The organism is Paenibacillus sp. JMULE4 (genome assembly GCF_013337105.1).
In the GTDB taxonomy this organism is placed as follows: Bacteria; Bacillota; Bacilli; order Paenibacillales; family NBRC-103111; genus Paenibacillus_G; species Paenibacillus_G naphthalenovorans.
On the sequence record NZ_SGWF01000015.1, the window covers coordinates 1 to 26,690 of the forward strand.

Sequence of the window (26,690 nt, forward strand, 5' to 3'; positions counted from 1 at the left end):
AAATTATTGGGACTATGTAATTTGAACAGAAAGAGATCATTGGTCTGAATAGCTTTAAATGATTGTCTACCACCCGGCTGCCAAAAATTCAGTTCATCCGGCTGTTCGTTAGCCAAATATTGAAACCAGTTATGATCCGTAACACCGATATAGAATTTCATATATCTTCACTCCGAAAAACGCAGCTTTAATAGTCCATTAGATTTATTCCACAATCCAACTGGAAACTCCTTCTTTCGACACCATGCTTTCACTATTATATAGCACTCCATTGACATTATTCTGTCAGCGAGTATATGTTCGCATAAAAAACCTCCGCCGCGTGTTGGGGATGTTTTATCCAAACAATTGCTTCGTCTTCTTTGCAGCATCTTTCAAAGCTGCTCGTTCCCCGGTACGCATCACGAAACCTTTTTGTAACTGTCGCGTCTAATATTCATCACGATTAAAGGAGCGAATCAATTTGTTAGTCACTTGCTTTTACGATAATGGATGCGATATGGGCTATATTTATTTGAAGCCACCGGAGGACGATGAGTTTGATGACTATGAGCGGAGCAGAAACGAAATTAGCAAGTACATAGACCCCGATCAAATTAACATTCCTTATGTGGTAGATGCACAAGTGGCTTCTAATCTTGATCAGATGGTCGTTGCCGCGAATACCTTTAAAGTAGACTATGAAAAAGGCTATGATACCGAGTATGGCAACGATATGGACGAGGAAGGGCACATTATTGGGATCGAATTAACGCTTAAACATGAAACATTTATCGAGCTTGTCAAAAATCAAGCTTTTAAGGTAATCCGAATAGAGTGGCGGAATAGAGAGTATCATCTGGTAACTTTCGACTACTCAGAGAATGTATTCAAACCGGAGAATGTCATTTATAAATTGACCGATAATGAAGATGCGTTTGTAATTGTGCAGCTTGTAAAACCGGAGAAGCTTGGATATCAGTACACAGATGAAATAGATCAGAAGCGCCCAATCGCTTTGTTCAAAGCTTTAATTTCAGCGAGAGATGATATTTATCCATTGGAATATTTATTGAAGCCACAATTTCTCTTACATAAAGACGAAGGATATCTCCTCGTTGAGGACAGAATATGGTGTGCTGCTCCCGACAAAAATCTTTGGAATTCCATCTCATCAGAACAACGTAGAAGCTTACTGGATAGCATTAGTTGTGAACAATGCTCGGCAAACATTGTTACACTGGACTGTACAGTTGATATGAAATCAAAAAATAGTTTTATTGCAAGACTGTATTGCAACCGATGCAAGCATCGATTTATAAAAGTTGTGGAATGGGGGTAAATATTTTGTAAACAAGCGTATGTTCGCATGAAAAAACCTCCGCCGCGTGTGGGGAGGTTGCTACGTCATTTGCTGATTAATTTTTCTATTTGTTCCTTTACCTTAAGAAATACTTCGGATTTCAAATGCCCGAATTTTCTAATGACGATCCGATTCGAGAAGGTGTAAATCTTATCCGCTCGGATTAATGAATCCACTTTTAATTGTCCCTCATCGAGATCATTTGCAGTAACATAAATCGAATAATCTTTATCCGTCACATTTGAAGTGATTGCTGCTACGACAATGTCTTGGTGCATTCCGTTATAAATTGTATTGGATAAAACGAGAACAGGACGTTGCTTCGTTGCCATTAAATCGGTATATGGAAAAGGGATAAGCAAAATATCACCTTGTTTATACATCGTTCCAAACCTCATCATCAACAGGATTATCCCAGAAGTCCATGCTGGTCATGCTTGCTTGTTCGAGATTCATTAATGCCTCACGTTCGCGCTTCATGTTCAAATAACCGATAAAATCAAGCACTTCTGCAGCTTCTTGTTCGGTAATACGATCAATCATGCGTTTCAATTCTTCGCGGTTCATACTCATGGATCACACCACCTTTTTCGTCCTGAAACCATTATAACACAAGTTCAGGAGATTTCAGACTTAAGCGATTCATTCCTCCCGATATATCCTTACCACGCACTCCACATGTGTTGTGCTGGGAATAGGAATGCACTTTCCCCCTTTCACTTCGCATGGACTTTTTTTGCTTATGCATCTTGCTTTGGATGCTGTTATGAAAGCCGGTTTTATAGACGAAGGTCAATTTGTACGGCTCGGGACTACCTTGATCGGGGTTCTCCCCAATAATCACTTTATCGACAATGCTTTCGAATACGTTCCGGTCGAATGCGGTCAGAAGCTCATTCGTTTGAAGCACTTTGCGAAAATGTTCAAGCCGTTTTCCCAAGTCAATTTCATCTTGCGCGGATTGCTCTAACTGTTCCTTTTCTTCGAGCAATTTAGTAAGCGAAGTATCGAGCTCCGCATACTTCTGTTCGTAAGTAGCCCTGTCTATTTTCTCATCCAGGCACAAATCAATCAGTTTGCAACGTTTTTGCTCCGTAGCCTGAATATCGCTGATAATTTTGTTCAGTCGCTTTTGATTATTCTGGTCGCTAAACACGGACTCCATTCTTTTCATAAGCTCGTCTAGCACATCCGAATTGTTGCGGCACACCAATTTGTACGATTCGACAAAAGCACCCTCAATCAGCTTTTCCTCCAAGGCTTTACTGAGAGAGCAGTATTTCTTCCCTTTTTTCGTGGCTGTCACACACTGCCAAATCACCTTTTCATGCGGGGTTCCGCTGTGCCAGTTCCGCCGCGAGAGATTGCTTCCGCAGAAAGCACATTCCAACTTGCTGCTGAAAGCAAATTTCCTGCTGTACTTGTCCCGCTTGCCTTTTGCGCCGCGGCGGCGATTCTCGCCTCTTCGATGCAATATGTCCTGCGCCTTTTCAAAAACTTCCTCGCTGACAATCGGCTCATGATGATTTTTGACATAAAACTGATCTTCCTCGCCGTAATTGTCCAATCTTCTCTTGGAAATGGGATCGACGGTAAATGTCTTTCCTTGCAACAAATCGCCTTTGTACTTCTCATTCTTTATGATACGAAGAACGGTTGTGTCCTGCCATTCGACTCTTCCGTACTTGGTTTTATGTCCCGCCTCAGTCAGTTCCTTTGCAATAACGTAAGCGCCGATTCCCGATGAGTATCGTTCAAAAATATAGCGGACGATTTCGGCTTCTTCTTGATTAACGGTTATCTGTTTCGTATTCACATCGTAATCGTATCCCAGACAACTTTGAAAGCCCACCAGTTCGCCGCGCTTCATTTTCATTTTCAAACCTTTTTTCACGTTGGCGGAGATATTCTCCACTTCCTGCTGCGCTACGGAGCTTAGAATGACAAGCAACAATTCGCCGTCCATCGTCAGCGTATTGATATTTTCGTCTTCAAAAAATACGGCGATGTTCTTTTCCTTCAACATTCGGACGTATTTCAACGTATCCAGCGTGTTTCTTGCAAACCTGGAGATAGACTTTGTGATGATCATATCAATTTTCCCATCCATACAATCGTTAATCATGCGCTGAAAATCCTCGCGCTTCGTTACCTGTGTCCCGGTTATGGCTTCGTCCGCATAAATATCGACAAGCATCCAGTCGCTGCGCTTGCTTACGAGATCGGTATAATATGCGACTTGCGATTTGTAGCTGTTCAATTGCTCCTCAGTGTCGGTACTTACGCGGGCATAAGGGGCGACGCGAAGAACATCCGATAACTTTCCGGCGTTGCGATCCGATATTTTCCGACTTGCTTTAATCACTTCCACTTCAAGAGCCATGGTGTTGTCCTCCATTCTTATTTACTCGCCATCAGTTTAATAAGAGATGGGCGAACCGACAAATGTGCGAATCAAGAAGTAAGGTCCGAAATGATGCCGTAATCCCGCATCGTTTTGTTCTTTATCAAATGAAATTCGTTTTCGGTAATCAAAGATAAAGCCAGTAACTGTCTTATCATAGCTATTTGCATGCTGTACCGGATGAGTTTATGGTTCATAATAACCTCCCATTAATCCATCAAAGCTGAAAATCAGAGATGCGCAACGAACATAACCGTATGTGCGCATCTCTGTTTTCGCCTCTGTTTTGGTTGCTTCTCTCAAATATCCTATCCGGCGGACAGTGGTTAGCCGTCCTCATAGGCTTCAAACCTCTTCCAGGATCGCTGCAAGCCGCCCCCATTGCGCTGAACTGTGGCTGGACGGAAGTATCATTATCCCTCCGCATGGGTCTTCGCCATAAATAGCACCACCATTTTTCATTGCATGGGCAAAATCGCTCGCAGTTTACCGCTTCTGATTTCAGGGCATGTAGAAACAAGAACCGGCAAAATGGTCATGGCGCGCCTGCAATCTGGCTTTCCTTTCAGGTCATGCGGGGAACGTACCGGATAAGATTTTATTCAGTTTTCAAGGATCAATGAGGGGTTGAATATAATGCTCCCATAGGTTGAGACACGGGAGAGTGATAAATAAGTTATAATGAAGCTATGGAAAAACGGAACCGATATACCTCAGAGTTTAAGACAAAAGTTGTGCTGGAGGTCCTCCGGGAGGAGCAGACCGTCAACGAGATTGCTGCCAAGTACGAAGTAAGCCCGGTTATGGTTAGCCGATGGAAAGCTGAATTTCTTGAGCGTGCTTCTGTCGTCTTTGAGAAGAAGACAAGTGAAGTCGACAAACTGAAGAAAGAGTACGAGAGCAAGCAAGAGCATCTAGAGAAGCTGGTTGGCCAACTCACGGTAGAGGTCGACTGGCTGAAAAAAAACTACGGCGGCATGAATAACATACATGTTATTTGAGCCATTGGTTTTCTAAATTTTTAAGATAATTTTGTGGATCGCGTTTAAACCGTTTGCGCATAACACTATCGCTCAACCGGTTATTCCATTTTTCTTTCTGTTTCTTGTAGCTTGTGTAGTCGACCATCCTTAAACGGGCGATTAGGTTTTCCTGTTTAAGTCCATCATCAACGAGCACAACCATCTCACCATTCCGTAAGATGTATTCGTTCCAGTTGCGTAGCCCGGTCATCCGACGGTGTCGTGTCTTCGTAGCTCGGAAGAAGCGTTCCAGATCGTTGTTCGTTCTTGGCACATGATAATGATCGTAGCAAGTGAAGAGTCCCTTCCAGAATCCCTTGCTGTAACTAAGGAGATTGTTAACCATTTCCAGATCATTCTCTTCGGTATAGGAAAGCCGAACCCAATCCAACAGCTTTGTCATTTCCCATTCAACTGTCTTGCTTGTCTTATCCATGCTGGGTTCAAGGATTTCTGCAATGTGACGGATTGGCTTCATCCAGCGAGCGACTTTCTCGTATTGTTGCTGAAGGGAATCGACTTTACTAAATATTCTGAAAACGTTTTGAAGTAGGGTGGCCCCCTTTTTTATCCAAGCATTTTTGAAGGGACGCTTGAATGGCTTGGGCCTGTTCATAGATACGCATACCGGGTAAATCTAATGGAGGATTTCCGTCTTCCAAGAGCAATGCACGTACGGCAGCAACGTAACCCTTCGCGATGCTTGCTTCTTGTGAATCCGACTGTTCGATTTTCCGCTCGACTTCACGAATGCCGCGCATGCTTTTCTTGAGCTCGGTCTTTAACTTTCGATCGACATCAACAACCGGTTTCGCGATGTCTTTTAAATAATGGTACTGGCAATATTGATAAGGCACATCGGGCAAAAGCGTCTCCATCGCTAGACGAATGGATTGCTGTCCATCACTAACAATACCGACGATCGGATAGCCTTGCTCGATGATCGGTTGGATGAGCGTTTGTAACTCGGCAGATGAACCACTTTTCATGTTTTTTGCTATTAAGACAGTACCGCTGAATACTTCACGAATTACATAAAGTGTCTCATTGCCTTTCTCTGGCTGGACGCCATCCATAGACAAGATAATACCGCCGTTTTGTTCTGTGACTTCAGCCAGCACTTTCTTCGTATGTTCAGTAAGACTAGCAGCAAGCAATGTTTGATACCGTTCATACAGATTTTGTGCGCTCCGTTCGGATGTCTGAACACCTCTCGCGTTCAATTCATCCGCAATCTCCTTGCGGGTCATATGCCGTTTGAAGCGAAGTTCACCAACTAGGCAAACAACGTCGAAGCCGTAAGGAGAATGCTTCATGCTTATTGCTTCTGCTTCCGCCGATTTGTAGTATACACCTGGCTTCGGGCAATCTGGATTTTCGCAATGGTAGGCCATGCTCCAAACGTGAACGACTTCTTTCAATGTGGCGATTTTCTTATTCCATGCTGTATGTGAACGACGTAATTTCTGTTGGCAGTGAGGACAATTCTTATGTTCAGGTCTAAAGTATATTCTCCGTTGTGGACGCAGACGGTTTTTGGAAAGCAATGCGGGTCAACTCCTTTGGAAATTTTGACCGTAATTACTTCGACAAACCGTTAGGAAGATCCTGTTAGTTATTCATGCCGCCGTAGAAAAAAAATCTGGCCTCAAATGAACCGCTCGAAGTTCGAAAAGCCATGGTGGAGCGTGATAACAATGAAATTACCATTAAGCGCCAGGCCGATCTGCTGAACGTGAACAGGACAAGCGTTTATCGCCCTAGTCAAGAGAAAAGCGAAAGCGAAGAGAATGTACAGATCATGCACCAGATCGATGAAATCTATATGAAACACCCTTACTTTGGTTATCGGCGGATGACCCGATTCCTTCGAGATCGAGGCTTTGAGGTGAATCGTAAGCGCGTACGGCGTCTCATGCAGCACATGGGGCTTGAAGCGTGTATTTGTCAACTGAAAATCCGGCCACATAATCATTTAATTTCCGGCCACGCGGCATAAAAATAAAGCTACGCCAACTGCTGTTTTTGCAACCACTCCTTTGTTTCTTTCATGCGATATGAATTTCCGTTCATGTTGACGATGTAAGACTGATGCGTCAGCCGGTCAATCATCGCAGCGGTCATCACCGGATCTTGAAAAATCTCACCCCATCGTTCAAAGGACAGATTGGTCGTAATGATCGTCGATTTACGTCCAGCCCGAAGTGACAGATGGGTAAACAATAATTCAGACCCTTCTTTATCAAACGAGATGTAACCCATCTCATCAGCTATGACCAGATCATACTTCTCGAAACGGTTCTGGAATGCACGTAGAGTCTGTTCCGACCGGCATTCCCTGATCCGGTTCACGAGCAGGGGGACGGTTGTAAACCATACTTTGTAACCCTCCAGGCAAGCTTTCAGACCTAACCCGATGCTAATGTGCGTTTTTCCAGTCCCTGGGTTTCCGGACAGAATTACGTTGCGCCCTTCTCGGATAAAATCTAGCGTTTTCAACAGTTTTAACTTCTTCTGTGCATCTTCCGGCAAGTCCCCGACAACCAAATCTTCGAGATATTTTTTGTGCGTAAATTCCGCCAACCGTATTCGGTTGTACCGGGACGCTTCCCGACGGGCATCGCATTCCTTTTCGAGAAGTTGCGTCAGAAATTCTTCGTAACTGGCGTCCCGTTGAGTCGCTTCCTGAATTTGCTCTTCCAAATGCTTACGAATCATCGGGAGCCGCAATTCTTTGCTGTATTCCAGAATCATTTCCTTCAACGCCTTGCGCGGCGAGTGGCTCATGCAGCGCCCTCCTTCGTTTCTGTCGGCCTAGTATCAAACAATTCATCGTACATGCGCAAATGCTCAACTGATCGCTCCGCAATCTCTTGGCCGGTTTCCGAATGTGTCGTCCGAACCACCGGCGCCAGATCTCGGTTTTTGGCACATAGCACTTTAATTTTATCCGTGGTTACATGGGCTGGGTGGATCCACTCCAATTCCTGAATAGCTTGCTCGATCTCCGCGAAACTGGCATCATCTCGAATATATTGCAATAGTTGTACAAATTCCTTGTTGCGTCTGGTATAATACCTTTCGTAGATTGTTTTTATCTTTTTGGGAGCCTGTTGCCACGCCGCGCTACCGGCGAATGCACCAGGTTTTTTCTTTAGCGTATCTAAATAATGGTTCAAGTCCAGCCGCCACTCATGGCTGCCGGTACACCGTACATGCTCCGCTACTTTCGTTTCTTGGTGAAAACAAAGCACTCGGGTCGAGTACACCTTGATCATGATCGATTCTCCAACCAGATGATCTGGTACGGAGTAACGATTTTGGTCCACCATAATCGTCGCGTATTTATCCGCCCGCCCGTAAAGTACACGGGCTGCGTCAAACGGGGGCGGGGAAGGCAAAAGGGTGGGGCGTTCTTCTTCCAGTCGTTCCTTCGCCGTCTGGCCGTTATTCTCGGTTTGCGGCTTTTGGTTGCGCTGAGTGCACACCTCCTGTAAATATTGGTTCGCTTCTTCAAGCGATTCAAATTCGTGCCGGAAGGCGAAGGCTTTCCGACGCACGACTTCTACGCTGCGTTCCACATGTCCTTTCTCATTGCCGCTGCGAATATTGCAAAACCGGAATTGAAAGCCGTAATAAAGCGACAGTTGGAGTAATCCTTGTGTCGGCTCCTTATCCGTTCCGACGAACCGTTTCACCGCGACTTTCATGTTGTCATACACCATGGTTCGATACACACCGCCGATATGCTGAAAGAACAGGGCATGTGCTTCTTGGAAGCATTCCGTCGTTTGCTTGGTGAACAGGTATGCAAAACGGTAATTCCCATATGCGGATGTGAAGACTGCCATCTGAAAAGTTTGAAACTTTCCATTAATTTTGAGCTTCACTTCACCCCAATCGAATTCGCAAATGTCCCCAAGCTCATACAGTGCCTTTATGTATGCTTCCTTTGGTTTTCGTTCCAAACTACGAACCGTCCGAAGAACAGTACTATAGCTGATTTGGATACCTTCGGCTTCTAGTGCCTCGAAGATATCTACCGCCTTCTTTTGCTGTTTGCGTTGCCCTTGGCTTCGCTTTACTTCGTTCTCATCCAGATGAGCCTGAATCTTAGCTGTCATTTCGTCGGTCAGTTTTCGTTTGGGTCGAATTCCGACTGTATACTTGGGCGCGGTAGTGAGGGCATCAATCAGTGCTTGGATATCCACCGAGTTGTTCCCCTCAGCTAGTAGCTGTTGTCTCCTTTCCTCATATTGCCTGATGTACTTCCCAACCGTCTCCCGATGGATCCCTGTCAATCTTGCAATCTCCCGGCGCGACCTCCCCTCATGAATATGCATCATTAATATTTGTTGCATCGTGTTCATCGCGATCATTCTCTCCCAGCCCCTACTTGTTGATTTTCTCTCCAAGTAGGTTTATCGGTTGTGGCCGGTTTTTCAATGATTTTGCTGGCCTGTTTTTAAGTTACCATAGACAGAAGCGATCTATCCGAAGCCGAACTTGAGCAAGCGATTCCACGCAAAATATGTTCGCCCCTACTTGCTTCGGGGCTTAACCATTAACCGGCCGAATCAGGTCTGGGGAATCGACATCACCTATCTCCGGATGGGGAAAGGCTTCATGTATCTGTTCAATATCATCGATTGGTATCGGTTTAAACCCGTAACTTTAGAGTCTTACACCCTTATTCACACGATTGCGTAATTTCTCATTGATTTACGTCGTTGTCGCTCGTTGTCGCCCTTGACATGGAGCCTCCAGCGGGCATGATTTTTCGCGATAGGGCGATGCGGATAACACATGCATCGCGAGGCTAACAAGCCTATCATGCCCGCCCCTCCATGTAAAGGGCTTTATCCATCATACCTTAATCACAAGCGGTTTTACGGCTTGCTGATGCATAGCTTGATGAAATTCCTGCGGGGATAGATCATACAAACTTCCATGGATCCGCCGCTGATTATAAAACAAGAGATAGTCAGATACGATACGGTATGCATCCTGATAACTCTCAAATTCATGCCTGGAGAGACACTCTTGTTCTAAAATGGCATGAAATGCTTCGATATGCGCATTTTTATTCGGCGTTTTCGGAGGAATACGTTCATGTTCTACACAATACTCCAGGCATGCTTCTTCAAAAGCATGGCTGATAAATTGCGGGCCGTTATCGGTACGAACCACGGGCAGCTGATCTTTCTCAAAGAGCCGCCGTTTCCATAACGCTCTCTGCAGGATTTGCGCAGCATGCTTCCCTTCACAAGAGAGGCCCATGTGGTAGTCGATAATCGATCGGTCGTAGACGTCAATCAGGCTGAGCAAGAAAAAGAAACGCTGCTCTGCTGCAATATAGCCGTATTTCACGTCCATCTCCCAAAGCTGATTCGAAGCGCAAATCTCACGGTTGTTCGCCAGCTTTCGGGGATATTGGATTCGCTTCCGGCGTTGTGGCTGCAGGATGCCCAGTTCCTGACACAGCCGGTATACTTTTTTCTTGTTAATGATCAGCCCATACTGTCGTTTCAGGCATACGGTTAATTTACGGTAACCGTAAGTCGCTTCTTCCCCGGCAATAAGCTCCATCAGCCATTCCTTGATCTGCTCATCGCTGACGGGACGCCGCTTATGATCCAAGGAAAAGCCGGGAATCGGCCGTCCGCCGTTATACACTCGCTCTTGCTTGAAGTGTTTCTTCCGGTAATAGTACGTCGCTTCACTGACGCCGACGATTCGCAGCACCACTGCAGCTTTATAACCCCGCGCAATCCATTTGTCGGCGATCTCTATTTTGTCCGATAGGCGGGGTTCACCTTTTTTACGAGATCACGAAGAATCGCAATCTCCAAATCCTTCTCGCCCAACAGCTTTTTCAATTTGTCGTTTTCCTGCTCTAACGCTTGAAACTCTTTGGATGATGGAGTGTAGGCTGCAACTTTTTTGGATTCTGGTGATGCGTTTTTCCAGTTTGCATGCTTCGATTGACGAATCCAACGAGCGAGCATTTTCCCGTCTATTCCATGTCGTCTTGCAACTTGGCTGGCATTGCCTGCTTCTAAGGCTTCTTGGATGAGCTGTTGTTTAAATTCAATGCTGTAACTCTTGCGCTGCATCTTTGATCCCTCCACTTTTGTTAATTCATATTGTAGTGGATAAGGAGAAAAGACTCAAAGGTAAATATGGGGCTTTAGAGGTATAGCCGCAAAGTGATCGACTACGAGCTATCCAGTACGCTTGAGAAAGGCTTTGTTTTGAGGTGTCTCAAGCGCGCATTTAGCCGCTGTAAGCCCGAGATCATGAACAGCGATCAGGGCTCCCACTTTACCAACGCTGAATACCTTGAGCTACTGGAGAAAGAAGGCGTCAAGGTATCGATGGATGGTAAGGGGCGTGCGACGGATAACAGCCGCACAGAGCGATATTTCCGCTCGCTCAAATACGAATGCATCTTCTTGAATGAATACGAAGACCCTCGCGCGCTGCGCAAAGGGATAGTTCGCTATGTCCAATTCTATAACCAAGAACGCCCTCATCAATCTCTCAATGAAGCAAAGCCCGATCAATTTTACGCGCATTCTATTGAAAAAACCGCATCCTAATTTACTAGATTACGAGAATGGAGGACATAACTTAATCCTCAAAAAATCGTGTCTTGACAATGGGGAGCATTACAGAATAGTGTCCCTCTAATATTCATTTCATTTTCAATGCAAAATCGGACCTTGGTTGCAAAACTATCGATCAGATCGGAGAGCGTTTTCTAAGAAAAAGGCGAGGGGGCTAAGGAAAACGAGACACGAGGATACGTTCTTTTGATGCCAGACGTGAAAGGGGTATTGCTACTCTGTCGAGATAAATAGGCACAGACTTTATTGGTTTAATGCATTACCGCCGTTCAGTAGCGTTAGACTCTTTACGCTGTGGTCGAGTCTGACTCACAAGCGCTTACGTTAATGGCGGTATTACGTCACCGACGAAGCACATAAGTTGTAAGTGCTGACAATTCTCCTGAACAAGCTAAATCCCCGGAACGATTATTATAACCCCCTGTGTCAGAATAGTTGTCGTACCCCTCAATTGAAAGTATAGTGAGGATAACAAGGACGAGGTGGGAGACAATGAACCAAGTGAATCAGGAATTGAAGCAGAGAGTCGTGCAACGAATGATGCCACCGAATAATGAATCGGTCAGCCAGTTAGCCAAAGAGTACGGGATATCTGAAACAGCGCTGTATAAGTGGAAGAAAGCGGCGAAGGCCCAAGGAACGATCATGCCGACAGGTGCACAATCTACAGAGCGATGGAGCACTCGAGATAAGTTTGCCATCGTGGTAGAAACAGCAGCATTAAGTGAGATTGAGTTGGCGGAATACTGTCGTGCCAAAGGGCTGTACGTCGAGCAAGTGGAAGCCTGGCGCGATGCTTGTATGAACGCCAATGGCGGGATCGCCGAGCAAGCGAGCAAGCTGCAAAAGGATCTCCGAACGAAAGAACAAGAAGTAAAGGCCCTAAGCCGCGAGCTTCAACGAAAGGAAGCGGCATTGGCCGAAACCGCAGCCTTACTGGTGTTGCGAAAAAAGGCCCAGGCGATCTGGGGGGACCAAGGGGACGAATGATCAGTGCCCCGGATCGTCAGCTAGCTGTATCACTGATTGAAGAAGCTGTTCAGGCCGGTGCAAGGGAACACCTCGCCTGTAAGGAGCTTGGACTGACCCAGAGAACCCTGCAGCGTTGGCGTCAGCATAAGATTAGCGAAGATAGGCGTCCTTATGCCAAGCGTCCTGAGCCCGTCCATAAGCTCAGCGAGGAAGAAGAACAACAGATTCTGGACGTCATCCATCAGCCTGAGTTTAAGAGCCTCCCCCCGAGTCAAATCGTTCCCGCCCTTGCCGATCAGGGAACCTATATTGCTTCGGAGTCTAGTTTTTATCGTGTGATGCACAAACACAAACAACAGCAACATCGTGGAAGAAGCAAGAAAAGAACCACCAAGCCGCTGACAAGCCACTGTGCTACTGGAGCTAACCAAGTCTGGATGTGGGATATTACGTGGATGCCAGGGCCCGTTAAAGGTCTGTTCTTCTACCTCTACCTGGTGCTAGATTTATATAGTCGCAAAATTGTCGGTTGGGAGATTTGGGAAGAAGAATCGGCCGAGCATGCGAGTCAGTTAATACGCAGAACGGTGCTTAGCGAGCAGTGTGTCATTCGCCAGCAGCCCCTTGTGCTGCACTCGGACAATGGCAGTCCGATGAAGGGGGCAACCTTATTGGAAACGCTATATAGCTTAGGCATCACGCCTTCCAGAAGTCGGCCCCGAGTCAGCAATGACAATCCCTATGCGGAGTCCATCTTCCGGACGTGCAAATACCGTCCAGAATACCCGGAGCAAGGGTTTAAAGACCGCACCGAGGCCCGTGAATGGGTGCTGCGTTTTGTACGATGGTACAACCACGAGCATCGCCACAGCGGGCTCAATTTCCTCACGCCCAGCCAGAGGCATAAAGGACAGGAGGAACAAGTATTTGAGAAGCGACGGCAGGTTTATGAAGCTGCGAAAGCCCTGCATCCAGGTCGCTGGTCAGGGGATACACGGGATTGGAGTCTAAAAGAAGAAGTATGGCTTAATCCGGAAAAAGCGACGCTTATTCAAGCTGTGCAGAAGACGCAATGATAGCTAACTTAATTTTATTAAATCGCGACAACTATCTTGACAAATACCGTTATCCCAGTTCACCTACTTCTAAACTGCATCGAACAATCAGCAAGCCACCCGCTAATAAGATCAATTTTTAATTCCATTACTGATGCAGTTGTAAGATATTTAAACTGTTGTTCTAGCTTATTCTGAAAATCATCGAGTATTTCGAAAAATAACTTAGAGTTAATTGAACTGTCTGTATTCATTTTAGTTTTTAGGGATACCTGCTTTTTATACGATTGCTCCAGCATGTAAATTTCTTCATAGACCTCAGGGTAAGAAACACGTAATATTCTTAGAATTTCAATGCCTTTAATGTAGGAATCTATGTAAGTATTAACAATATCATTGAAATCCTCATCAGACTCTTCAACATCTCCCATTACTGCTTTAACCTTTCTTTTAATATTGCCGGCTTTCTCAGAATCGCATTTCGACCAGTCGGGACTAGTAGTATGGTAAATTGCAAAGTTAAGTTGCATATCCGTCAATGTTGTTCGAATGATTTTAGATATTTCCACTTTAAAGTCTTCTGCTTGCTTAATGACTATTACAAAATCATCATCTATATAATCATAATTATTTGGTTCGGATTCTTTCTTCAGAAGCACTTCTTTACGTTTAGTCTCTGCATGTGTAACAATTCTTGAATCCCTGTACTGAGGAATTACAAAATGCCATTCTTTTATTTTGGGCACACCCAATTCCTTTAATCTTTTGGCATATTTGGGCGATATCAATTTGTTTATATCTGCTGTCATTTTATCTCTTAGATGATCGTGCAATTCATCATCAGAATACTCACGTTCAGGGCAATAACATTGATAAACCCTTCCATGACGTGTAAATCCCTCAATACCAGCATCACCTCCATGAACTGCTGGAATTTCGGTGAAGTGCTCATCTTGGTATTTCATCCTGTAACAAGAGGTAATTAGACTTTCCCAAGAATCACCGTTTAAAGGTCCTTCAATAAAATTTAAGATCATTTATCTGTACCACCTAATAACTTAATAGAGATAGAACTACTTTTATCTGCTTCTTGGCGCAAAACTTTTATATCAACCATAAATGTAGCGAGTGAGCAAGCGTAACGAATTTCTGCCAATTGAAAAATAGAAAATACTTTCACAACGATTACCTCTTTATCGAAAAAAAATAATCGTTCATTTACTCGAGGTAGGGTACCAGTACTCATAATATTAATCCTCCACATAGAACTGACAATGGCTGTCGTGCCAAAATACCGCCCGTTACCAGTCATATAAAGCAAGCTCGATCCGTAAAGAATTAACTGGAGAACAGTATAAAATAATTCCGACCTGTTTTGATAAAACAAATCGTCATGCATATAATTACATATGTTCATGAAGACCCACCTTTCGCTACTCCCGAAAGTTACCTATTTGACAAAAGGGGACTTTATTCCTTCTTTTTCGCAATAAACGCGCTTTCCACAGCCAAAGTTTATTGAAGCCAACACTTGATAACCGCCCGTGAACCAATTTTGTCCAGCAAGAAGATATATGCTTTATGGGGCACGCTAACGCGAATAAGGCTCAGAACTTGAGCCTTATCTTTTCGGAGGATCAATTTGCGTTCGTAGAATGCGATCTGCCAAACAGGACTTGTTTATCCAAATCGAACAATTCCTCTTAGGGCAGATGATGTTTAATCGTTTCAGGTTATTCCGGCGTAAATCCAATATCCTGTTCTTTACCTAAGATCGCTAACATGAAAGGTCGGAACTCTACGGATAGCATTTCATTGCTGTTCTCCGAAGCTGCGCATGAGAAGGTCGGAACTCTACGGATAGCCATTTCATTTATTATGTCTTTCTGTTCACTTGTAAAGCGGTATATGTCGGCCTGTTGCTCCGCAGTCCTGCTGGCAATCGTAATATGCAAAATGTACTCGTAGTTGGTAATCGTTTCTTCGCTGGTGCTCCCGTCTTCATGTTCTACCGTCATTGTTTCCTTATGTTCTATCGTTTCAACGTGAGTTTCTATTGGATTCATATCCCAAAAAACGGATTGGATTATACCGATTCTTGTTGCATCGAGCGTAGCCACATCCATTCCATTTTCAGCATCCATGACGGTCTTCACGGCGAAGACGGCTATAATATCCATCCAATTATCCATTCGAGTATTGTCCGCGCTGCCAGGATAATGAATTTCCACCCGGTCTACAGGGTCGGCTGATTGCTGTACTTCTTCCAGTCTGGCGGCAAATTCATCGTCCATTTGTTCAACAATTTGGGAAAGCGGCTTTACATCGGCGTCCGTATTTTCGCCGGATACAAAGATGCCAAAGGGAGAGGAAATGACTGCGGCTACCGCCATTACAATGCACAACAAGATGATAACGGAACTACTGATCCCCAAAAGCGCCGTCAATCCCTTGACGAGCAGGGCGGTTGCTTTTGCAACCATTCTAATGATCCGAAGATTAAATCTCGCGGCGGCTTGTGCCCTTTGAACAGATCGGCGGGCAGTCATCACCATTTGTACTGTCCGCCGTGCCGTTTTGAACGCATTCATTTTCCCTTCGGCTTGCGAATCCGGATGATTATTAGTCTGACCCAGTCGTTGCCCGGTTTTAATAAATAGGGGTAATACCTTGAATTTTCGTTCTTTACGTTTGATCGTTGAACCTGCTTGTTTTGATATAGCGGAGGGGATACGGGATAACGCTTGTCTGAAATGTCGTGGCTTCAATCTTTCCGGCGTTAGCGTTTTAGGGTGATTGCTTCGTACATTTGCTGAATGAGATGCCGCGGCGGTGATGATTATTTCATTTTTTACGACGGACTTTGGATGTCTAACGTCCATTCTTAGCATCTGGTCAGGAAAGCTGTTTTTTTGAGAACGATGCAAAAGCCGGGCATTGACCCGGCTTCGTACAAAGCGTTGTTTTCCCGGTAGTTGATCAGAAGGCAAAAGGTATTTTCCATCGAACGGCTCACGGGGTTGCATCCTACGGGTAAATCGCAGTGTACTCATGTTAGAAGCATCGGCATTCGGGGAAAGTCGGGAATCGTTAACGGGATTTTTTCTCGCCTTCATAACCCCGTCTGTCGTTTTCTTATACTTTTTTACGGGTAACCCACTCGATTGTGGATTAGCAGCATCTTCAACTGGAGTTGCCCTCTTTTTTGAATCAACCGAATCAGTCTGCTGTTGGTCTTCATGCGAATGCCCATTTGAGCCATTGTTTTAATTGACGATGCGGTGCGGTGTTGCGCAAATTCAACAGGAGATGGGGAAGTCGACTCATCGTTGTCTGTATGATTCTTGACTCGGACACCCGTTTTCCTTACTCGTTCCATTAAATTTTTGAACCTATCCAGCCGTTTTATGTTTTTTACAACAACCCTCGTTTTAATTTCTTTCATCTTCTTATGCACCCCCGACAATCGGTATCTGTTCAGCGGGTTTGTTCAGATAGCCGTTTGAAAATCTTTTCCTGACTTCGGAAATATTCCGGATAACGAAGATGAATTGCCTCGAAAAAGAAAGGGGCGTAGCTGCAATCGAATAATTCGTTGGGAGTGGAGAAGCGTTCCCCACCTGGTTCGGTCCACCCGTTCCATAGATTAAAGGCGAGCCGACATATTCGAATGGAACTGCCGGTTTGCCATGGGGCCGAAAGGCCCTTGGGATTAATGCCGCCGTTAGAAAAATCAAACAAATCACGTACATGACTCCTAGTTTCCCGGGAAATGCCCAATGTGTAAAAAAGCGCACGATGATAGCCGTCGTTGCATTTCCTTTCAGCCAGCATTTGATGATAGAACCTCTCGTGTTCTTCATCCCGAAATCGAATAGGATGCATCGATACTTGCCCCTCTCACCGAGAATGATGAGCGGCTGGATGCAACCAGCCGCTGTCTGAAAAGATCCTCTATATAACATTTCATTCTGACGGGAAAACCGGACCCAATGACGAAAAATCACATGTTTTTGAGTAGACGCTCCATTATCTTTAAGCCTTGTTTAATAGATTTACGAACGGCCCGTTCATCGACATGCTCAGCTCTGGCAATAGCGACTTTGCTCATGCCTAGAAAAAAGTGTGCATAAATTCGTCTGGCCGATTTCTCCGGCAACTGGCACAACGCTTCGTAAAGCTGTTGCCGGGAGAGCTTGCGTTCATAGTACTCCTCCGGCGAAATCGAAAGAAAAAGAACGTCCTTCTCAATTCCATCGTTTCGATCCAGCGAGTAATACGCCCGGTGACGATACGTGCGCAGTTTGTATGCGCTTTCAATTAATTCAAACCGATGCAGCTCCTGAGCCACCTCGTCATCCACTTCAACCCATACATCCGTTTTCCAAAAAGGATATATGTCTTTCAAATTGATCTTTTTCATACTCGTCCCTCCGTTTTGGTTTGTTTGATCAATCAAAACAGAGGGGGGAGAGCGACAGCCGACGCTTCCTGACAAGCGGGAAGGACAACAAAAAAGACCTTGCCGCAGAGCGTGCCAACGCTTGATTGCGACCAGGTCTGATCGTAAGACTTGATAAACTTGATTCCACGCATGCCGATGAATCATTCGCCGCTTGTTATTATGTGTCGTCGGGATACATCAACATCAACTCCCTTTCTCACCTGGCAACACCGTGCGAGAAATTGTGCGGGCCTTTGATGGTTGGCGTTGCCCTATGTTTAGTTCAACTCCTTTACATTCGGAATATAGTCGACGACTGCTGTATCAGTAACAAAATAAAAAAAGCGCCGTATTTCTTCCCACTGGGATAGCAGGGAAAGAAACGGCGCTTGATGAAAGGGACAACCAGTCTTCATGATGCTTGTGGTTGCACAACCTGTCCACACTAACATCATAACACGGATCATGTGCATAACGCGTGCAGACTTTGTGCAAAAAGAGAGCAAATCCAGTGCTGCGTTCGGTGCATGTTCGATGCAGTTCCGGCGCTTCCTTTCGAGCAGTTACTTACTTTTGTCTCCACTTCAACAAATGCTCGATGTGTTGAATCAGAAAATCTAAATCTTCTTCGGAACAATGCTGTAGCATTTGGCCAATCTGGGACAACGGCTCTGGAAGTTCGCGATTCTCAAAAACAAATAACTGAGACAAATCCATGCGCAAACCAACAGCCAGTTTATAAATATTATCCAATGAAACGTTCTTTAGCCCGCGTTCAATTTGTCCGATATAATTAGGATGGAGGTCTGCCCGCTCTGCAAGCTGCTCTTGCGTCCATCCGTATTGTTCCCGCAATGTGCGAATGCGCTGACCTAACGAATCCCGAATTGAGTTCACATTTCCACCACCTTATTCTTTCAGCTTATAAGGCAGAGTAAGTCAAATGAACATTCGATAGATTCGCTATTCTCAGTATCCAATGTATGTGTTATAATCTCCTCAATACTCATTGAATCAATTGGCGAGACATTAATCGTATTTACTGGGATTGGACGTAACGAATAAAAACGTATTAAAATGAAAAATGGACGCAAAAAAAGAAGATGCGCATATGCATCTTCTGAAACCGGTCAATCATTTTGGGACGAATCCAAATCCAACAAAACCGCCCGATCTTTGATTTTCATATAGATTTTGTGCAATGTTCGCTTTCGAAGGTAGAAGTACGCGCGGCGGGAAAGTGCTAGGCGGCTCATGGCGTCTGAAAGCGCCAGTTGATCCATATATCGTAACCGAATGAACAAGCTTTCTTCCGGGGTGAGAGCCGAGAAAGCATAGTCGATCAAACCGATTCTGGATAGCAGCAACGGGATTTCATGTTCGGTGATTTCGATACGTCGTATAACCGTCCGTAAAACCGTTTCCTGTTTTCTGCCGCTGCTGTGAGCCGCAACCATTTGTAGCGTACGCGTTAATTCAGGGATGTAGGACAGTTCTGACTGCATGTACTTCAGTCTCGCCTTCCAGTCCTTGTAAGACTTCAGCCATAATTCTACTTTCTCATAGGGGACGGGGTGCTGGGTCAGCGTCATCACAACTCCCTCCTTGCTGTGCATGCTGCCTGAAATTGTTCCGCCAGCCTGCCTGTTAATCGTCATGATTATAGGTTGTTCACGCTCCGTTTTCATTATCATCGTCCCTTCTCTAGTAAAGTGGAGGAAGCAGTAAGGATGCCATTTTTCGCAACTTAAGTCAATTTTTGATTCTCACCTCCTACAAACTTGGTAATAAAATTCCTCTGTAGATACCTGCATTTGTCCACATTTTACCAATAATACATTCGAAAGAGGAGGGTGATTTTTCCCTCATACCAACAGATCATTGGTTGTCAAACCATCGCGAAACGGCTCGAATCGGAAACGAATCGCTAACAGGTGATGCGATCTAGTTGATCGTACAAGCCCCTACGTTTCGCTTTTTCCGCTGCTTCGCGAATGGAAGATACGTCGAATTTGCGAATGATATTGCGAACATGCGTCTTCATTGTGTTAGACGTGATTCCGAGCAATTCTCTAACTACCGGTTGTGTATAGCCCCAACCGATCAACTGCAAGATTTCTTTTTCAGTAGGAGTCAGCATTCGATGCAATTCCCTTCGCTTAACAAGTCCAATTTCATTACGGATGATGGATGCAACATCGGCGTGAAGGGAGGATTGCCCTTGATACGCTTCCCTGACGGCACTTGCGACATCCACATAATTGATCTTGGTAATATAATTGATCGCTCCGGCCAGCATTGCATCCACAATGATCTCGGGCTGGTAGAGTGAAGTCAAGATAATGATTGGCAGTGATTTGATCTTCAACACTTCGGCAATTGTATCCAATCCATCCTGTTGCGACGAATGTAACACCGGGTCATGAATCATTACGTCTAAATCCAATTGCATACTGGCTCGAATAGCCGATTCTTTGTTTGTTGCAATATGAGATATACTCATATCCGGCTCAGCATCGATCAACGCCGTCAACCGTTGTTGCCATACGGGGTCGCTGTCCACCAGCAATACTTGTATCCTGCTTTCTTGCCAGCGCATGACTTCTTCAACTTTTGCAGCATAGCGTACACGCTCCTCCATATATCATCACCTCGTATTCATTCTAGAATCACGACAAAAAGACACGTACCCTCAAACGGCCGTGTCTAGTTTTTCGTAGATGTGAGATTTGTGAGGGTAACCCGGCGATCATTGCAATAGTGCAGAAGACCCGTGGCTTTGCGTCCCAGCCTTTCGATCTGGTTTGCCATTTTTCCTATTATTTCTTCCAAATCATAGCCTTATAATACCATAATTTTTATTTTTCTGGCACCGCCCTAAGTCCCACGTGTTTAAATGTGTTGATATTTGTCGATTCTATATCATTTCATATCGAATGATACAGGATAAACTATAGAAGCGTCACAAATTGTAAGTTCGCGAAAAATTTCTTGATCACACAATAGGTCTAATCAACTACTCGTGGCTCTCACTCTGCATTATTTTTCCGTTGGCACCTCCCATGATTTACATTAGAGTCCAATATGTCAAGGTATCGCTTATGCCCAGCACTATAAATAACACACCCGCAAGTTTTTGTATCCACAACCCCCACCTTTTGGCACGCTTAACAATGACTCGATCTAACCCGAAACCTACAGCAAACCCGGCAATTAGTAAAAACGGCATTGCGGTACCGATTGCAAAAACAGATGGCAACACTACGCCATATGTTGATTGCAATGCCAAAGGCATAAGCGAACCGAAGAACAAAACAAACATTGTTGGACAAAATCCTAGCGAAAATGCAATCCCCATTAGAAAGGCTCCGCTCCTTCCTCCGGTTCGATCGGCCAATTTTTCAAAAAATCCTGCCACTCGAGCCCCAAGTTGAAAAGGAAGCCGAATCCAGCCAAGCAAAAACAATCCGATTAAAATCAATAACGGCCCAAGCAGCTTTCTTGCAAAAGAATATAAAGGGATCATGTCAGTGGATATCTTTTGACCGAAAAACCAAAACAAAGCACCGAAAATACTGAATACAATCATCTTCCCTAATAAATACATGAACGTTTCGGGCCACGACAACCTTGCTTGCGCTTGACGCTGCCCAAAGTAAGTAATAGCCGCAACGTTCGCTGACATTTGACAAGGAGCAACCGAACCAACAAAACCGAGAAACAGCGCCGCAAGAAAGGCGATATCAGTGTTCGCCGCGTTAACGAATGGTTCGCTAAGGAAGGCGCTAATTTTACTAAAAAAGGAGTACATTAACTATTCACCCCCCAAAATCCGTTAAATAGATTTGGCAGTTATGCTTTCATCACACATCGAACCTTGACAAGCATCTATTATAAACTACATAACGTAGTGTTTCGCGGATACATAAAAGCAGTCTATTTTATTTCCAGAATAACTGCCGCTTTATCGTTCACCGCAGTCTCACATTTCCAATTTATTTTATTCTTGCTTCAATTACTAGGAACAGTTCCCTACACATCGACGTCGTTTGCACCACTCTGAAACCTGCTTGTTCAACGGTTTCAAGTGTATTGCGGTTTAAATGACAACCAACACATAATCGTTTCCAAACGGGCGTTAACCAGTCTTGTATTTTACCAAGGACCAGATGATTTAACCTTACGTGTTCAAAAATTAAAATCGTTCCTTCAGGCTTGCATACTCTATGGATTTCGGCCAGAGCTTTCGCCGGGTCAGGTATCGTACATAATACTAGTGTTCCAACGATTGAATCGAACGAATTGGTTGGATACGGTAGTTTTTGGGCATCTCCCGGTACCACTTCGATCGGAACTGTAGCTTCACGTGCTTTAATTAGTTGCTCCTGAAAAAGTCGATTTTCAAAAATAGTTTCGGGTTGCTGGCTGGGTTGTGAGGGGGAACTTTCCCTAATGATCGGTTTCCATGTTAGTTTTGGAGCATTTTTGCCGCTCTTTGCAGGTTGTGGGTCAGAATCCCGAAGCCGACCCAGCATTTTGAGCCGACAAAGCCCCGATACCTGCTGCGGTTCAAACCGTACTTCCGCTTGAGAAGACTAATCTTCGCTTCTCCAGCTGCACGGTAACGCTGCAAGTCTTTGAACCATAATTCGTTTTCGTACTCGGATCGGGCAATGCCTTTTTTGCCCTTTCGCGGCAAGCTAGCTCGCTTCACACCAAGTTCGGTAATGGCCGTTTCGTTCTTCTTGCTTGAGAAACCGCGGTCGGTCGCTACAGCTTGCGGCGCTTTGCCGAATTGCTTGATATGCGCCTGTACAGCGGGAACGAGCAGTTCATCATCCGAGGGGTTCCCCTCGTAGACAGCGTAGCCGGTCACAAAGCCGCTTTCCGTCTCGTCGATTCGCACCTTGTAGCCGAACTCAGTTCCTTTGGCCAGCTTACCTTTCTTAATCGGTCTTGCTTCCGGGTCAAAGAAACTGACGATCCGATCTGCGATGATTCGATTGCCGGAAACGACCTGTTTGGCTTGTTCCAACAACTTGCCGGTTAGCGTGACCGCCTCGGTCAGTTTGGTTTTACTTTGTCGAAGAGCAGCTTTGCCCTTGTCTTGCAGTTTCTCGATAACGGTTTGCGCCTTGTTCACAACGTTCTCGGCTACTTCGATTACGCTCCCAGTGATCCGGTCAACTTCTTCCCAAGATTCACGGGTGCGGCGACGTAGAACTTTCGCGATGGACAGAATCTTTTCCTTGATTTCTGCCGTACGATCTTCAAAGCCTTGAACAGTGTGGGAGGCGACTTTCCGGATTTTCTGAATCGTTCGAGTGATGACTTTTACGCCATCTTGCAACAGCGTAGCGTCTGTCGGGTGATGGATATCGGATTCCACAACCGTCGTATCCGTGCGCAATTTGCGGGTTTTCAGAACGGCTTTTTCCTCACACTGCTTTACGAGTGCGGCATTGATGTCTTCGACGATCTTGTCGCCGTAGCGTTTGCGGGCATAGATGAGCGTAGACGGGTCGGGCATCGGTTCGTCGATGGCAAACCGGCAGAACATTCGCCATGTGATGCTGTCACCGACTTCCTTCACGAGTGACTCGTAGCCCAAATTGTATTTATGCTTCAGGACCATAAGACGGATGTACTTTTCAATTGCAAGCGTAGGACGGCCGCTTTTCTTGCCTTTCGGGTGCAACTCAGTAAACGGTTGAAGAAAACGGTCGTCGTCCAGTAATTGATCTATGATTGCAAGCTCGACCGGCAACTTTCTAACAGATTCCGGGAGAATGGCATCCCAGATGGTCAATTGCTCGTCTCGAAGTTTCAACATTTTCTTCACCTCTTGGAAGGATTCCCGAGGGCTTCTGTTGAACTCCTATAGCAAAGGAATTCTTCCCTCGGGGTGTGGAACTTTGTTATCTCGACAATAACAATTTCCATTTTGAGGTGCTGAATTCCTTTTAATTATGCTCAAAACACCCTGACTTTTTCAGGGGAAACTAATTAGGGATTGCTCCAACATCATTGGATCTGGCTCTATTGCAATGACTTGATCTGCAAACTCATAGTACAAAAAGTTAATACCCGTACCTGAGCCAATTTCCAGCACTTTTCCTTTCGCCTTAGAAAGAAGCTGTTTTCTTATCCGGCCGAATATTTTTGTTTCTAGCGGCTGCATCAACCGATCATAATATTTGTTGAATAATTTATCCATTGCAGCCTCCTGATCATAAACTGCTCACGAAGCAATTATTGTAATAATCGATTTATCCGGATGAGGATATCTTGTTCTTTCATCTCACCAATAAATTTATCTTTGATCACGCCAGATGAATCTACGAAAAACGTCGTGGGATAAGACATAACATTATATTTGTTTCGGATTTCGTTGTCGTTGTCGATAATGATCGGAAACGTAATCGCGTATCGATCAATAAAACTTTGTACTGTAACCCGGCTTTCACTTAAGTTAATGCCAAGCACTACCACATTGTCGTCTTTCCATTGATCATATTGTTTTTGCAGAGCCGGCATCTCGTTCACACATGGCGGACAAAACGTACCCCAAAAATTGATTACCAGTGCTTTCCCTTCATAGTCTGCTAATTGATGAACCTGTTGATCCAAACCAAAAAGCTTAAACTCGGGGGCTTTTGAGCCAATTTTTACGGAAGAATCTGATCTAAATAACGCTGATCCAATTGTATAAGCTCCAATTACCAATACGACCGACAATACAACAATTTGAATCCATCTTCGATTACGTTTCACTGTTATTCTTAAACCCCTTTTCCTTTATCCGCAATTTTCCTCCAGTTCATCCCTTCATCCAAGGATATATATACATCCAGATTAAAAGTGGCGAAAACAAGTTCTTTGGTATTCGTTGGGTTCTGTGCAATATACGATGCTGCATCTTCAACAAGATCTGGAATATTCACCTCAACCAACTGTTTCTGTTGCAGATCCATTTGATAAATAACCCCTTTTTGTTTGTAGCTGCCAACGATTATATTTCCTTCCATACCAAAGGTAAGAGAAGTTACCTGTAGATCGGCTATTTTTTCGAATTGGTTGCCTGAATCTTTGGATACATACAACGCTTTTGTCGTTCCAACTGCAACGATTGAATCATCGGACGGGTGAACAGCTAAAGATGTCAGTTCGGACAGTTCAACATCTATTCCAGTCATTTCGCTTTTGTTCCATGTCTTTGCATCGTCTTTGGAATAATATAATCCCGTTGTTGTTAACCTAGAGTTCGGCTCCGGGTTAACTGCGTAAATGGTGTGCGTCTTGTAACTTGCACTCATTAAATGAAAATCAATTTCCCCATACAAATCCAGGATTTCAAAGCTTTTACCTTCATCTGAACTTTTTACAATTCCAAAAGGATTCCTTTTATTCGAACCCTGTGCCGGATGCCCGCTGCTATAAAAACCGTTGTCCACAGTGGTAAATCCCATATAATCGTGTTTTTCTCCTTGACCGTCTGACCATTTCCCTTGTGAGTAAACTTTCAAACCGAGGTGAGAAGGGATTAAAATTCGCTGTCCGTCCCCTGAATAACCGAGACCATGGACATGCGTCAACGTAATCGTTTTTGAAGCCGTTCCCTGCAAAGACAACACGCCGCTAATGATGACCGCGATTAGAGATGCGACCCATGCCCACCTGAATCCGGTTGCTATTTTGGTCCACTTCTGTCGCTGATATCGGTCTTCCTGCCTCTTCACATCTTTGAGCTGCTTTACTTTGTGGGATGCGTTCCAATGTAATGCAAAGAATAGAACAAATAATGCACCTGTTCCAATTAATAATGTGTTCATAATGAAATTCCCTTCTTCTGTAATGATGTAGTCAAATCTAATGCAACTGAACATTGTCTCATATTCGTTTCTTTCTATATAACAAATAAATTAATAATAAACAAAAAAGCGAAATTAATAGTCTGGGATAATATTCGCCGATGCGAATCAAATCATGTCCCACCATTGTCTCCAACGCAATGGAAGGGGCTTTGCCCAGCGAAGTAATAAGAAAAAAATCGGTAAAAGGCATTCGCGAGATCGCTGCGGCAAAAGTTATGACGCCGGAAGGAATCAGTGGAGTCAACCGAGCTATAAACAGAATCATTGCCCGACGACTGCGGCCCGCCTCGTTAAATCGTTGTAACCATTTCCAATTCTCTTTTTTTACTTTCTTTTGCTTACCGAACCCCCATCGATACAACCAGAATGAAACTGCTGCCCCAAGTGCTTCCCCTGCCAAGGAAAGAAAAAATCCAGGGATAAATCCGAATACAACAGCGTTAGCTCCTGATAAAAACAGGGTGGGAACGAGTCCTAATATACTGATCAGAATGTTGATCAGTAAACTAATCAGGATGGCCCATACCCCATAACTTCTTAGCCATTCTGCAATAACATCGACATTAAATAAAGGGGCCATCCGGTTTATTAGCCTTTCTGTAAGAAATCGGGTTTACCGCCAATCGTTTGTTCAAACTTCAAAGTGAAATTTCTATCGCAACCTATTACCAAGTCTCATTGTAGTATTTTAACCCGTTTTTATACTACTCATTGTAGTGTAATGTCGAGTTAGTGTCAATTTGCGCAGCCATGCTTACCTGTCTTATCGTTTAATTTATCTTGTAAATTTGAATGATTTATGAACACGGCAACTCTATTAACTATTAATCTCTCAATTCGTTTTCCCTATCTCTTTTTGTATATTGGAAAACATTCCATCCAACCCCCTCCTATCGCACATGTTACCATGGGTGAACAAGCAAGTTATATATCTTTAATTTTTGGAGG

Annotated in this window: 29 protein-coding genes, 2 pseudogenes and 1 riboswitch; of the genes and pseudogenes, 6 read left to right on the forward strand and 25 right to left on the reverse strand. The window is 44.5% G+C overall.

Going from position 1 to position 26,690, the window contains the following annotated elements; translation table 11 throughout:
* Positions 1 to 463: 463 nt before the first annotated feature.
* A complete protein-coding gene (locus tag EXW96_RS16100; RefSeq protein ID WP_174349709.1) occupies positions 464 to 1,321 on the forward strand; it encodes a hypothetical protein in 858 nt (285 codons plus the stop codon).
* 65 nt (positions 1,322 to 1,386) lie between these two features.
* On the opposite strand, the gene EXW96_RS16105 is transcribed toward EXW96_RS16100, so the two are convergent.
* Genes EXW96_RS16105 through EXW96_RS16115 form a run of 3 tightly spaced genes read right to left on the reverse strand, consistent with a single transcriptional unit; the run spans position 1,387 to position 3,725 of the window.
* A complete protein-coding gene (locus EXW96_RS16105) occupies positions 1,387 to 1,725 on the reverse strand; it encodes a type II toxin-antitoxin system PemK/MazF family toxin (protein ID WP_174349710.1) in 339 nt (112 codons plus the stop codon).
* The gene (locus EXW96_RS16110) at positions 1,718 to 1,915 is read right to left on the reverse strand and encodes a DUF2281 domain-containing protein (protein WP_174349711.1); all 198 of its coding nucleotides are present in this window, start codon (positions 1,913 to 1,915) and stop codon (positions 1,718 to 1,720) included. Before EXW96_RS16110 ends, EXW96_RS16105 begins: the two co-directional genes overlap by 8 nt.
* A 31-nt stretch (positions 1,916 to 1,946) precedes the next feature.
* Complete coding sequence (locus EXW96_RS16115; protein WP_174349712.1) at positions 1,947 to 3,725, reverse strand: recombinase family protein; 1,779 nt, start codon at positions 3,723 to 3,725, stop codon at positions 1,947 to 1,949.
* A 710-nt stretch (positions 3,726 to 4,435) separates the two neighbouring features.
* Here EXW96_RS16115 and EXW96_RS16120 point away from each other — a divergent pair.
* The gene (locus EXW96_RS16120; RefSeq protein WP_375256429.1) at positions 4,436 to 4,747 is read left to right on the forward strand and encodes a transposase; all 312 of its coding nucleotides are present in this window, start codon (positions 4,436 to 4,438) and stop codon (positions 4,745 to 4,747) included.
* Here EXW96_RS16120 and EXW96_RS16125 read toward each other — a convergent pair.
* Both EXW96_RS16125 and EXW96_RS16130 read right to left on the reverse strand, forming a co-directional pair.
* Positions 4,740 to 5,246: a hypothetical protein gene (locus EXW96_RS16125; protein WP_054820364.1), complete on the reverse strand. Its 507-nt coding sequence runs from the start codon at positions 5,244 to 5,246 to the stop codon at positions 4,740 to 4,742. The two genes, EXW96_RS16120 and EXW96_RS16125, sit on opposite strands and share 8 nt — an antisense overlap.
* Positions 5,247 to 5,292: 46 nt before the next feature.
* Positions 5,293 to 6,162 carry a transposase gene (locus EXW96_RS16130; protein ID WP_254611176.1) on the reverse strand — a complete coding sequence of 290 codons (870 nt, stop codon included), beginning with the start codon at positions 6,160 to 6,162 and terminating at the stop codon, positions 5,293 to 5,295.
* 284 nt (positions 6,163 to 6,446) lie between these two features.
* Between EXW96_RS16130 and EXW96_RS16135 the strand changes: the two genes are divergently transcribed.
* A complete protein-coding gene (locus EXW96_RS16135; protein ID WP_174349713.1) occupies positions 6,447 to 6,767 on the forward strand; it encodes an IS3 family transposase in 321 nt (106 codons plus the stop codon).
* An 8-nt stretch (positions 6,768 to 6,775) separates the two neighbouring features.
* Here EXW96_RS16135 and istB read toward each other — a convergent pair whose 3' ends face one another.
* Positions 6,776 to 7,555 (reverse strand): IS21-like element helper ATPase IstB, encoded by a 780-nt coding sequence (istB, locus tag EXW96_RS16140; protein WP_174349575.1) that lies wholly within the window; start codon positions 7,553 to 7,555, stop codon positions 6,776 to 6,778.
* Entirely contained in the window at positions 7,552 to 9,147 is a 1,596-nt protein-coding gene (istA, locus tag EXW96_RS16145; RefSeq protein WP_155615814.1) for an IS21 family transposase, read from the reverse strand. Before istA ends, istB begins: the two co-directional genes overlap by 4 nt.
* A gap of 103 nt (positions 9,148 to 9,250) precedes the next feature.
* On the opposite strand from istA, the pseudogene EXW96_RS16150 reads away from it, so the two are divergent.
* Positions 9,251 to 9,424: pseudogene (locus tag EXW96_RS16150) on the forward strand (IS3 family transposase); the annotation flags it as partial.
* A 210-nt stretch (positions 9,425 to 9,634) separates the two neighbouring features.
* On the opposite strand, the gene EXW96_RS16155 reads toward EXW96_RS16150, so the two are convergent.
* Complete coding sequence (locus EXW96_RS16155) at positions 9,635 to 10,561, reverse strand: IS3 family transposase (RefSeq protein WP_141336822.1); 927 nt, start codon at positions 10,559 to 10,561, stop codon at positions 9,635 to 9,637.
* Positions 10,558 to 10,884, reverse strand: coding sequence for a transposase (locus tag EXW96_RS16160; protein ID WP_141336823.1), 327 nt, complete (start codon positions 10,882 to 10,884; stop codon positions 10,558 to 10,560). The genes EXW96_RS16155 and EXW96_RS16160 overlap by 4 nt, the downstream gene beginning before the upstream one ends.
* A 90-nt stretch (positions 10,885 to 10,974) precedes the next feature.
* Between EXW96_RS16160 and EXW96_RS16165 the strand changes: the two are divergent.
* A pseudogene (locus tag EXW96_RS16165) lies at positions 10,975 to 11,370 on the forward strand (transposase); the annotation flags it as partial.
* A gap of 519 nt (positions 11,371 to 11,889) precedes the next feature.
* Positions 11,890 to 13,445, forward strand: a protein-coding gene (locus EXW96_RS16170; RefSeq protein ID WP_254611337.1) for an IS3 family transposase whose coding sequence is annotated in 2 segments (ribosomal slippage) — positions 11,890 to 12,355 and positions 12,355 to 13,445 — 1,557 coding nt in all. Because the reading frame shifts where the segments join, the coding sequence is not laid out codon by codon here.
* A gap of 59 nt (positions 13,446 to 13,504) precedes the next feature.
* On the opposite strand, the gene EXW96_RS16175 is transcribed toward EXW96_RS16170, so the two are convergent.
* From EXW96_RS16175 to EXW96_RS16245, 16 genes are all read right to left on the reverse strand, one after another.
* Positions 13,505 to 14,461: a hypothetical protein gene (locus EXW96_RS16175; protein WP_127608011.1), complete on the reverse strand. Its 957-nt coding sequence runs from the start codon at positions 14,459 to 14,461 to the stop codon at positions 13,505 to 13,507.
* The gene (locus EXW96_RS16180) at positions 14,458 to 14,670 is read right to left on the reverse strand and encodes a hypothetical protein (RefSeq protein ID WP_127608012.1); all 213 of its coding nucleotides are present in this window, start codon (positions 14,668 to 14,670) and stop codon (positions 14,458 to 14,460) included. Before EXW96_RS16180 ends, EXW96_RS16175 begins: the two co-directional genes overlap by 4 nt.
* A 487-nt stretch (positions 14,671 to 15,157) precedes the next feature.
* A complete protein-coding gene (locus EXW96_RS16185; protein ID WP_174350968.1) occupies positions 15,158 to 16,540 on the reverse strand; it encodes a hypothetical protein in 1,383 nt (460 codons plus the stop codon).
* A gap of 29 nt (positions 16,541 to 16,569) precedes the next feature.
* Positions 16,570 to 16,869 carry a hypothetical protein gene (locus tag EXW96_RS16190; RefSeq protein WP_174350969.1) on the reverse strand — a complete coding sequence of 100 codons (300 nt, stop codon included), beginning with the start codon at positions 16,867 to 16,869 and terminating at the stop codon, positions 16,570 to 16,572.
* A 32-nt stretch (positions 16,870 to 16,901) separates the two neighbouring features.
* Positions 16,902 to 17,309: a DUF6075 family protein gene (locus EXW96_RS27595; protein WP_127608014.1), complete on the reverse strand. Its 408-nt coding sequence runs from the start codon at positions 17,307 to 17,309 to the stop codon at positions 16,902 to 16,904.
* Positions 17,310 to 17,427: 118 nt separating this feature from the next.
* Entirely contained in the window at positions 17,428 to 17,847 is a 420-nt protein-coding gene (locus EXW96_RS16195) for an RNA polymerase sigma factor (protein WP_127608015.1), read from the reverse strand.
* Positions 17,848 to 18,435: 588 nt separating this feature from the next.
* Positions 18,436 to 18,765 (reverse strand): helix-turn-helix domain-containing protein, encoded by a 330-nt coding sequence (locus tag EXW96_RS16200; RefSeq protein ID WP_054796026.1) that lies wholly within the window; start codon positions 18,763 to 18,765, stop codon positions 18,436 to 18,438.
* A 233-nt stretch (positions 18,766 to 18,998) separates the two neighbouring features.
* Positions 18,999 to 19,556, reverse strand: coding sequence for a hypothetical protein (locus EXW96_RS16205; protein ID WP_174350970.1), 558 nt, complete (start codon positions 19,554 to 19,556; stop codon positions 18,999 to 19,001).
* A gap of 239 nt (positions 19,557 to 19,795) precedes the next feature.
* Entirely contained in the window at positions 19,796 to 20,509 is a 714-nt protein-coding gene (locus EXW96_RS16210; RefSeq protein ID WP_127608016.1) for a response regulator, read from the reverse strand.
* Between the two features lie 92 nt (positions 20,510 to 20,601).
* Positions 20,602 to 20,687, reverse strand: a riboswitch (cyclic di-GMP riboswitch).
* 248 nt (positions 20,688 to 20,935) lie between these two features.
* Positions 20,936 to 21,679, reverse strand: coding sequence for an urease accessory protein UreH domain-containing protein (locus EXW96_RS16215; protein ID WP_127608017.1), 744 nt, complete (start codon positions 21,677 to 21,679; stop codon positions 20,936 to 20,938).
* A gap of 184 nt (positions 21,680 to 21,863) precedes the next feature.
* Entirely contained in the window at positions 21,864 to 22,403 is a 540-nt protein-coding gene (locus EXW96_RS16220) for a class I SAM-dependent methyltransferase (RefSeq protein WP_174350971.1), read from the reverse strand.
* Positions 22,337 to 23,701: an ISNCY family transposase gene (locus tag EXW96_RS16225; protein ID WP_074730239.1), complete on the reverse strand. Its 1,365-nt coding sequence runs from the start codon at positions 23,699 to 23,701 to the stop codon at positions 22,337 to 22,339. Before EXW96_RS16225 ends, EXW96_RS16220 begins: the two co-directional genes overlap by 67 nt.
* Before the next feature lie 159 nt (positions 23,702 to 23,860).
* Positions 23,861 to 24,085, reverse strand: coding sequence for a class I SAM-dependent methyltransferase (locus tag EXW96_RS16230; RefSeq protein ID WP_174350972.1), 225 nt, complete (start codon positions 24,083 to 24,085; stop codon positions 23,861 to 23,863).
* A gap of 35 nt (positions 24,086 to 24,120) precedes the next feature.
* Positions 24,121 to 24,642 (reverse strand): thiol-disulfide oxidoreductase ResA, encoded by a 522-nt coding sequence (gene resA, locus EXW96_RS16235; protein ID WP_127608019.1) that lies wholly within the window; start codon positions 24,640 to 24,642, stop codon positions 24,121 to 24,123.
* A gap of 8 nt (positions 24,643 to 24,650) precedes the next feature.
* Entirely contained in the window at positions 24,651 to 25,700 is a 1,050-nt protein-coding gene (locus tag EXW96_RS16240) for a F510_1955 family glycosylhydrolase (RefSeq protein WP_164751823.1), read from the reverse strand.
* Between the two features lie 58 nt (positions 25,701 to 25,758).
* Complete coding sequence (locus EXW96_RS16245; protein ID WP_127608021.1) at positions 25,759 to 26,322, reverse strand: TVP38/TMEM64 family protein; 564 nt, start codon at positions 26,320 to 26,322, stop codon at positions 25,759 to 25,761.
* Positions 26,323 to 26,690: the final 368 nt, after the last annotated feature.

Coding starts and splice junctions, on each gene's coding strand:
- EXW96_RS16220 (WP_174350971.1), bottom strand. CDS start 22,403: ATGCTGGGTCGGCTTCGGGATTCTGACCCACAACCTGCAAAGAGCGGC.
- EXW96_RS16120 (WP_375256429.1), top strand. CDS start 4,436: ATGGAAAAACGGAACCGATATACCTCAGAGTTTAAGACAAAAGTTGTG.
- EXW96_RS16225 (WP_074730239.1), bottom strand. CDS start 23,701: ATGTTGAAACTTCGAGACGAGCAATTGACCATCTGGGATGCCATTCTC.
- EXW96_RS16135 (WP_174349713.1), top strand. CDS start 6,447: ATGGTGGAGCGTGATAACAATGAAATTACCATTAAGCGCCAGGCCGAT.
- EXW96_RS27595 (WP_127608014.1), bottom strand. CDS start 17,309: ATGCATCCTATTCGATTTCGGGATGAAGAACACGAGAGGTTCTATCAT.
- EXW96_RS16110 (WP_174349711.1), bottom strand. CDS start 1,915: ATGAGTATGAACCGCGAAGAATTGAAACGCATGATTGATCGTATTACC.
- EXW96_RS16180 (WP_127608012.1), bottom strand. CDS start 14,670: ATGAGTACTGGTACCCTACCTCGAGTAAATGAACGATTATTTTTTTTC.
- EXW96_RS16230 (WP_174350972.1), bottom strand. CDS start 24,085: ATGGATAAATTATTCAACAAATATTATGATCGGTTGATGCAGCCGCTA.
- EXW96_RS16190 (WP_174350969.1), bottom strand. CDS start 16,869: ATGAAAGAAATTAAAACGAGGGTTGTTGTAAAAAACATAAAACGGCTG.
- EXW96_RS16185 (WP_174350968.1), bottom strand. CDS start 16,540: ATGAAGGCGAGAAAAAATCCCGTTAACGATTCCCGACTTTCCCCGAAT.
- EXW96_RS16125 (WP_054820364.1), bottom strand. CDS start 5,246: ATGAAGCCAATCCGTCACATTGCAGAAATCCTTGAACCCAGCATGGAT.
- EXW96_RS16105 (WP_174349710.1), bottom strand. CDS start 1,725: ATGTATAAACAAGGTGATATTTTGCTTATCCCTTTTCCATATACCGAT.
- EXW96_RS16245 (WP_127608021.1), bottom strand. CDS start 26,322: ATGGCCCCTTTATTTAATGTCGATGTTATTGCAGAATGGCTAAGAAGT.
- EXW96_RS16215 (WP_127608017.1), bottom strand. CDS start 21,679: ATGTACTCCTTTTTTAGTAAAATTAGCGCCTTCCTTAGCGAACCATTC.
- EXW96_RS16240 (WP_164751823.1), bottom strand. CDS start 25,700: ATGAACACATTATTAATTGGAACAGGTGCATTATTTGTTCTATTCTTT.
- EXW96_RS16160 (WP_141336823.1), bottom strand. CDS start 10,884: ATGCAGCGCAAGAGTTACAGCATTGAATTTAAACAACAGCTCATCCAA.
- istA (WP_155615814.1), bottom strand. CDS start 9,147: ATGATCGCGATGAACACGATGCAACAAATATTAATGATGCATATTCAT.
- EXW96_RS16175 (WP_127608011.1), bottom strand. CDS start 14,461: ATGATCTTAAATTTTATTGAAGGACCTTTAAACGGTGATTCTTGGGAA.
- EXW96_RS16205 (WP_174350970.1), bottom strand. CDS start 19,556: ATGAAAACGGAGCGTGAACAACCTATAATCATGACGATTAACAGGCAG.
- EXW96_RS16115 (WP_174349712.1), bottom strand. CDS start 3,725: ATGGCTCTTGAAGTGGAAGTGATTAAAGCAAGTCGGAAAATATCGGAT.
- istB (WP_174349575.1), bottom strand. CDS start 7,555: ATGAGCCACTCGCCGCGCAAGGCGTTGAAGGAAATGATTCTGGAATAC.
- EXW96_RS16130 (WP_254611176.1), bottom strand. CDS start 6,162: ATGGCCTACCATTGCGAAAATCCAGATTGCCCGAAGCCAGGTGTATAC.
- EXW96_RS16195 (WP_127608015.1), bottom strand. CDS start 17,847: ATGAAAAAGATCAATTTGAAAGACATATATCCTTTTTGGAAAACGGAT.
- EXW96_RS16210 (WP_127608016.1), bottom strand. CDS start 20,509: ATGGAGGAGCGTGTACGCTATGCTGCAAAAGTTGAAGAAGTCATGCGC.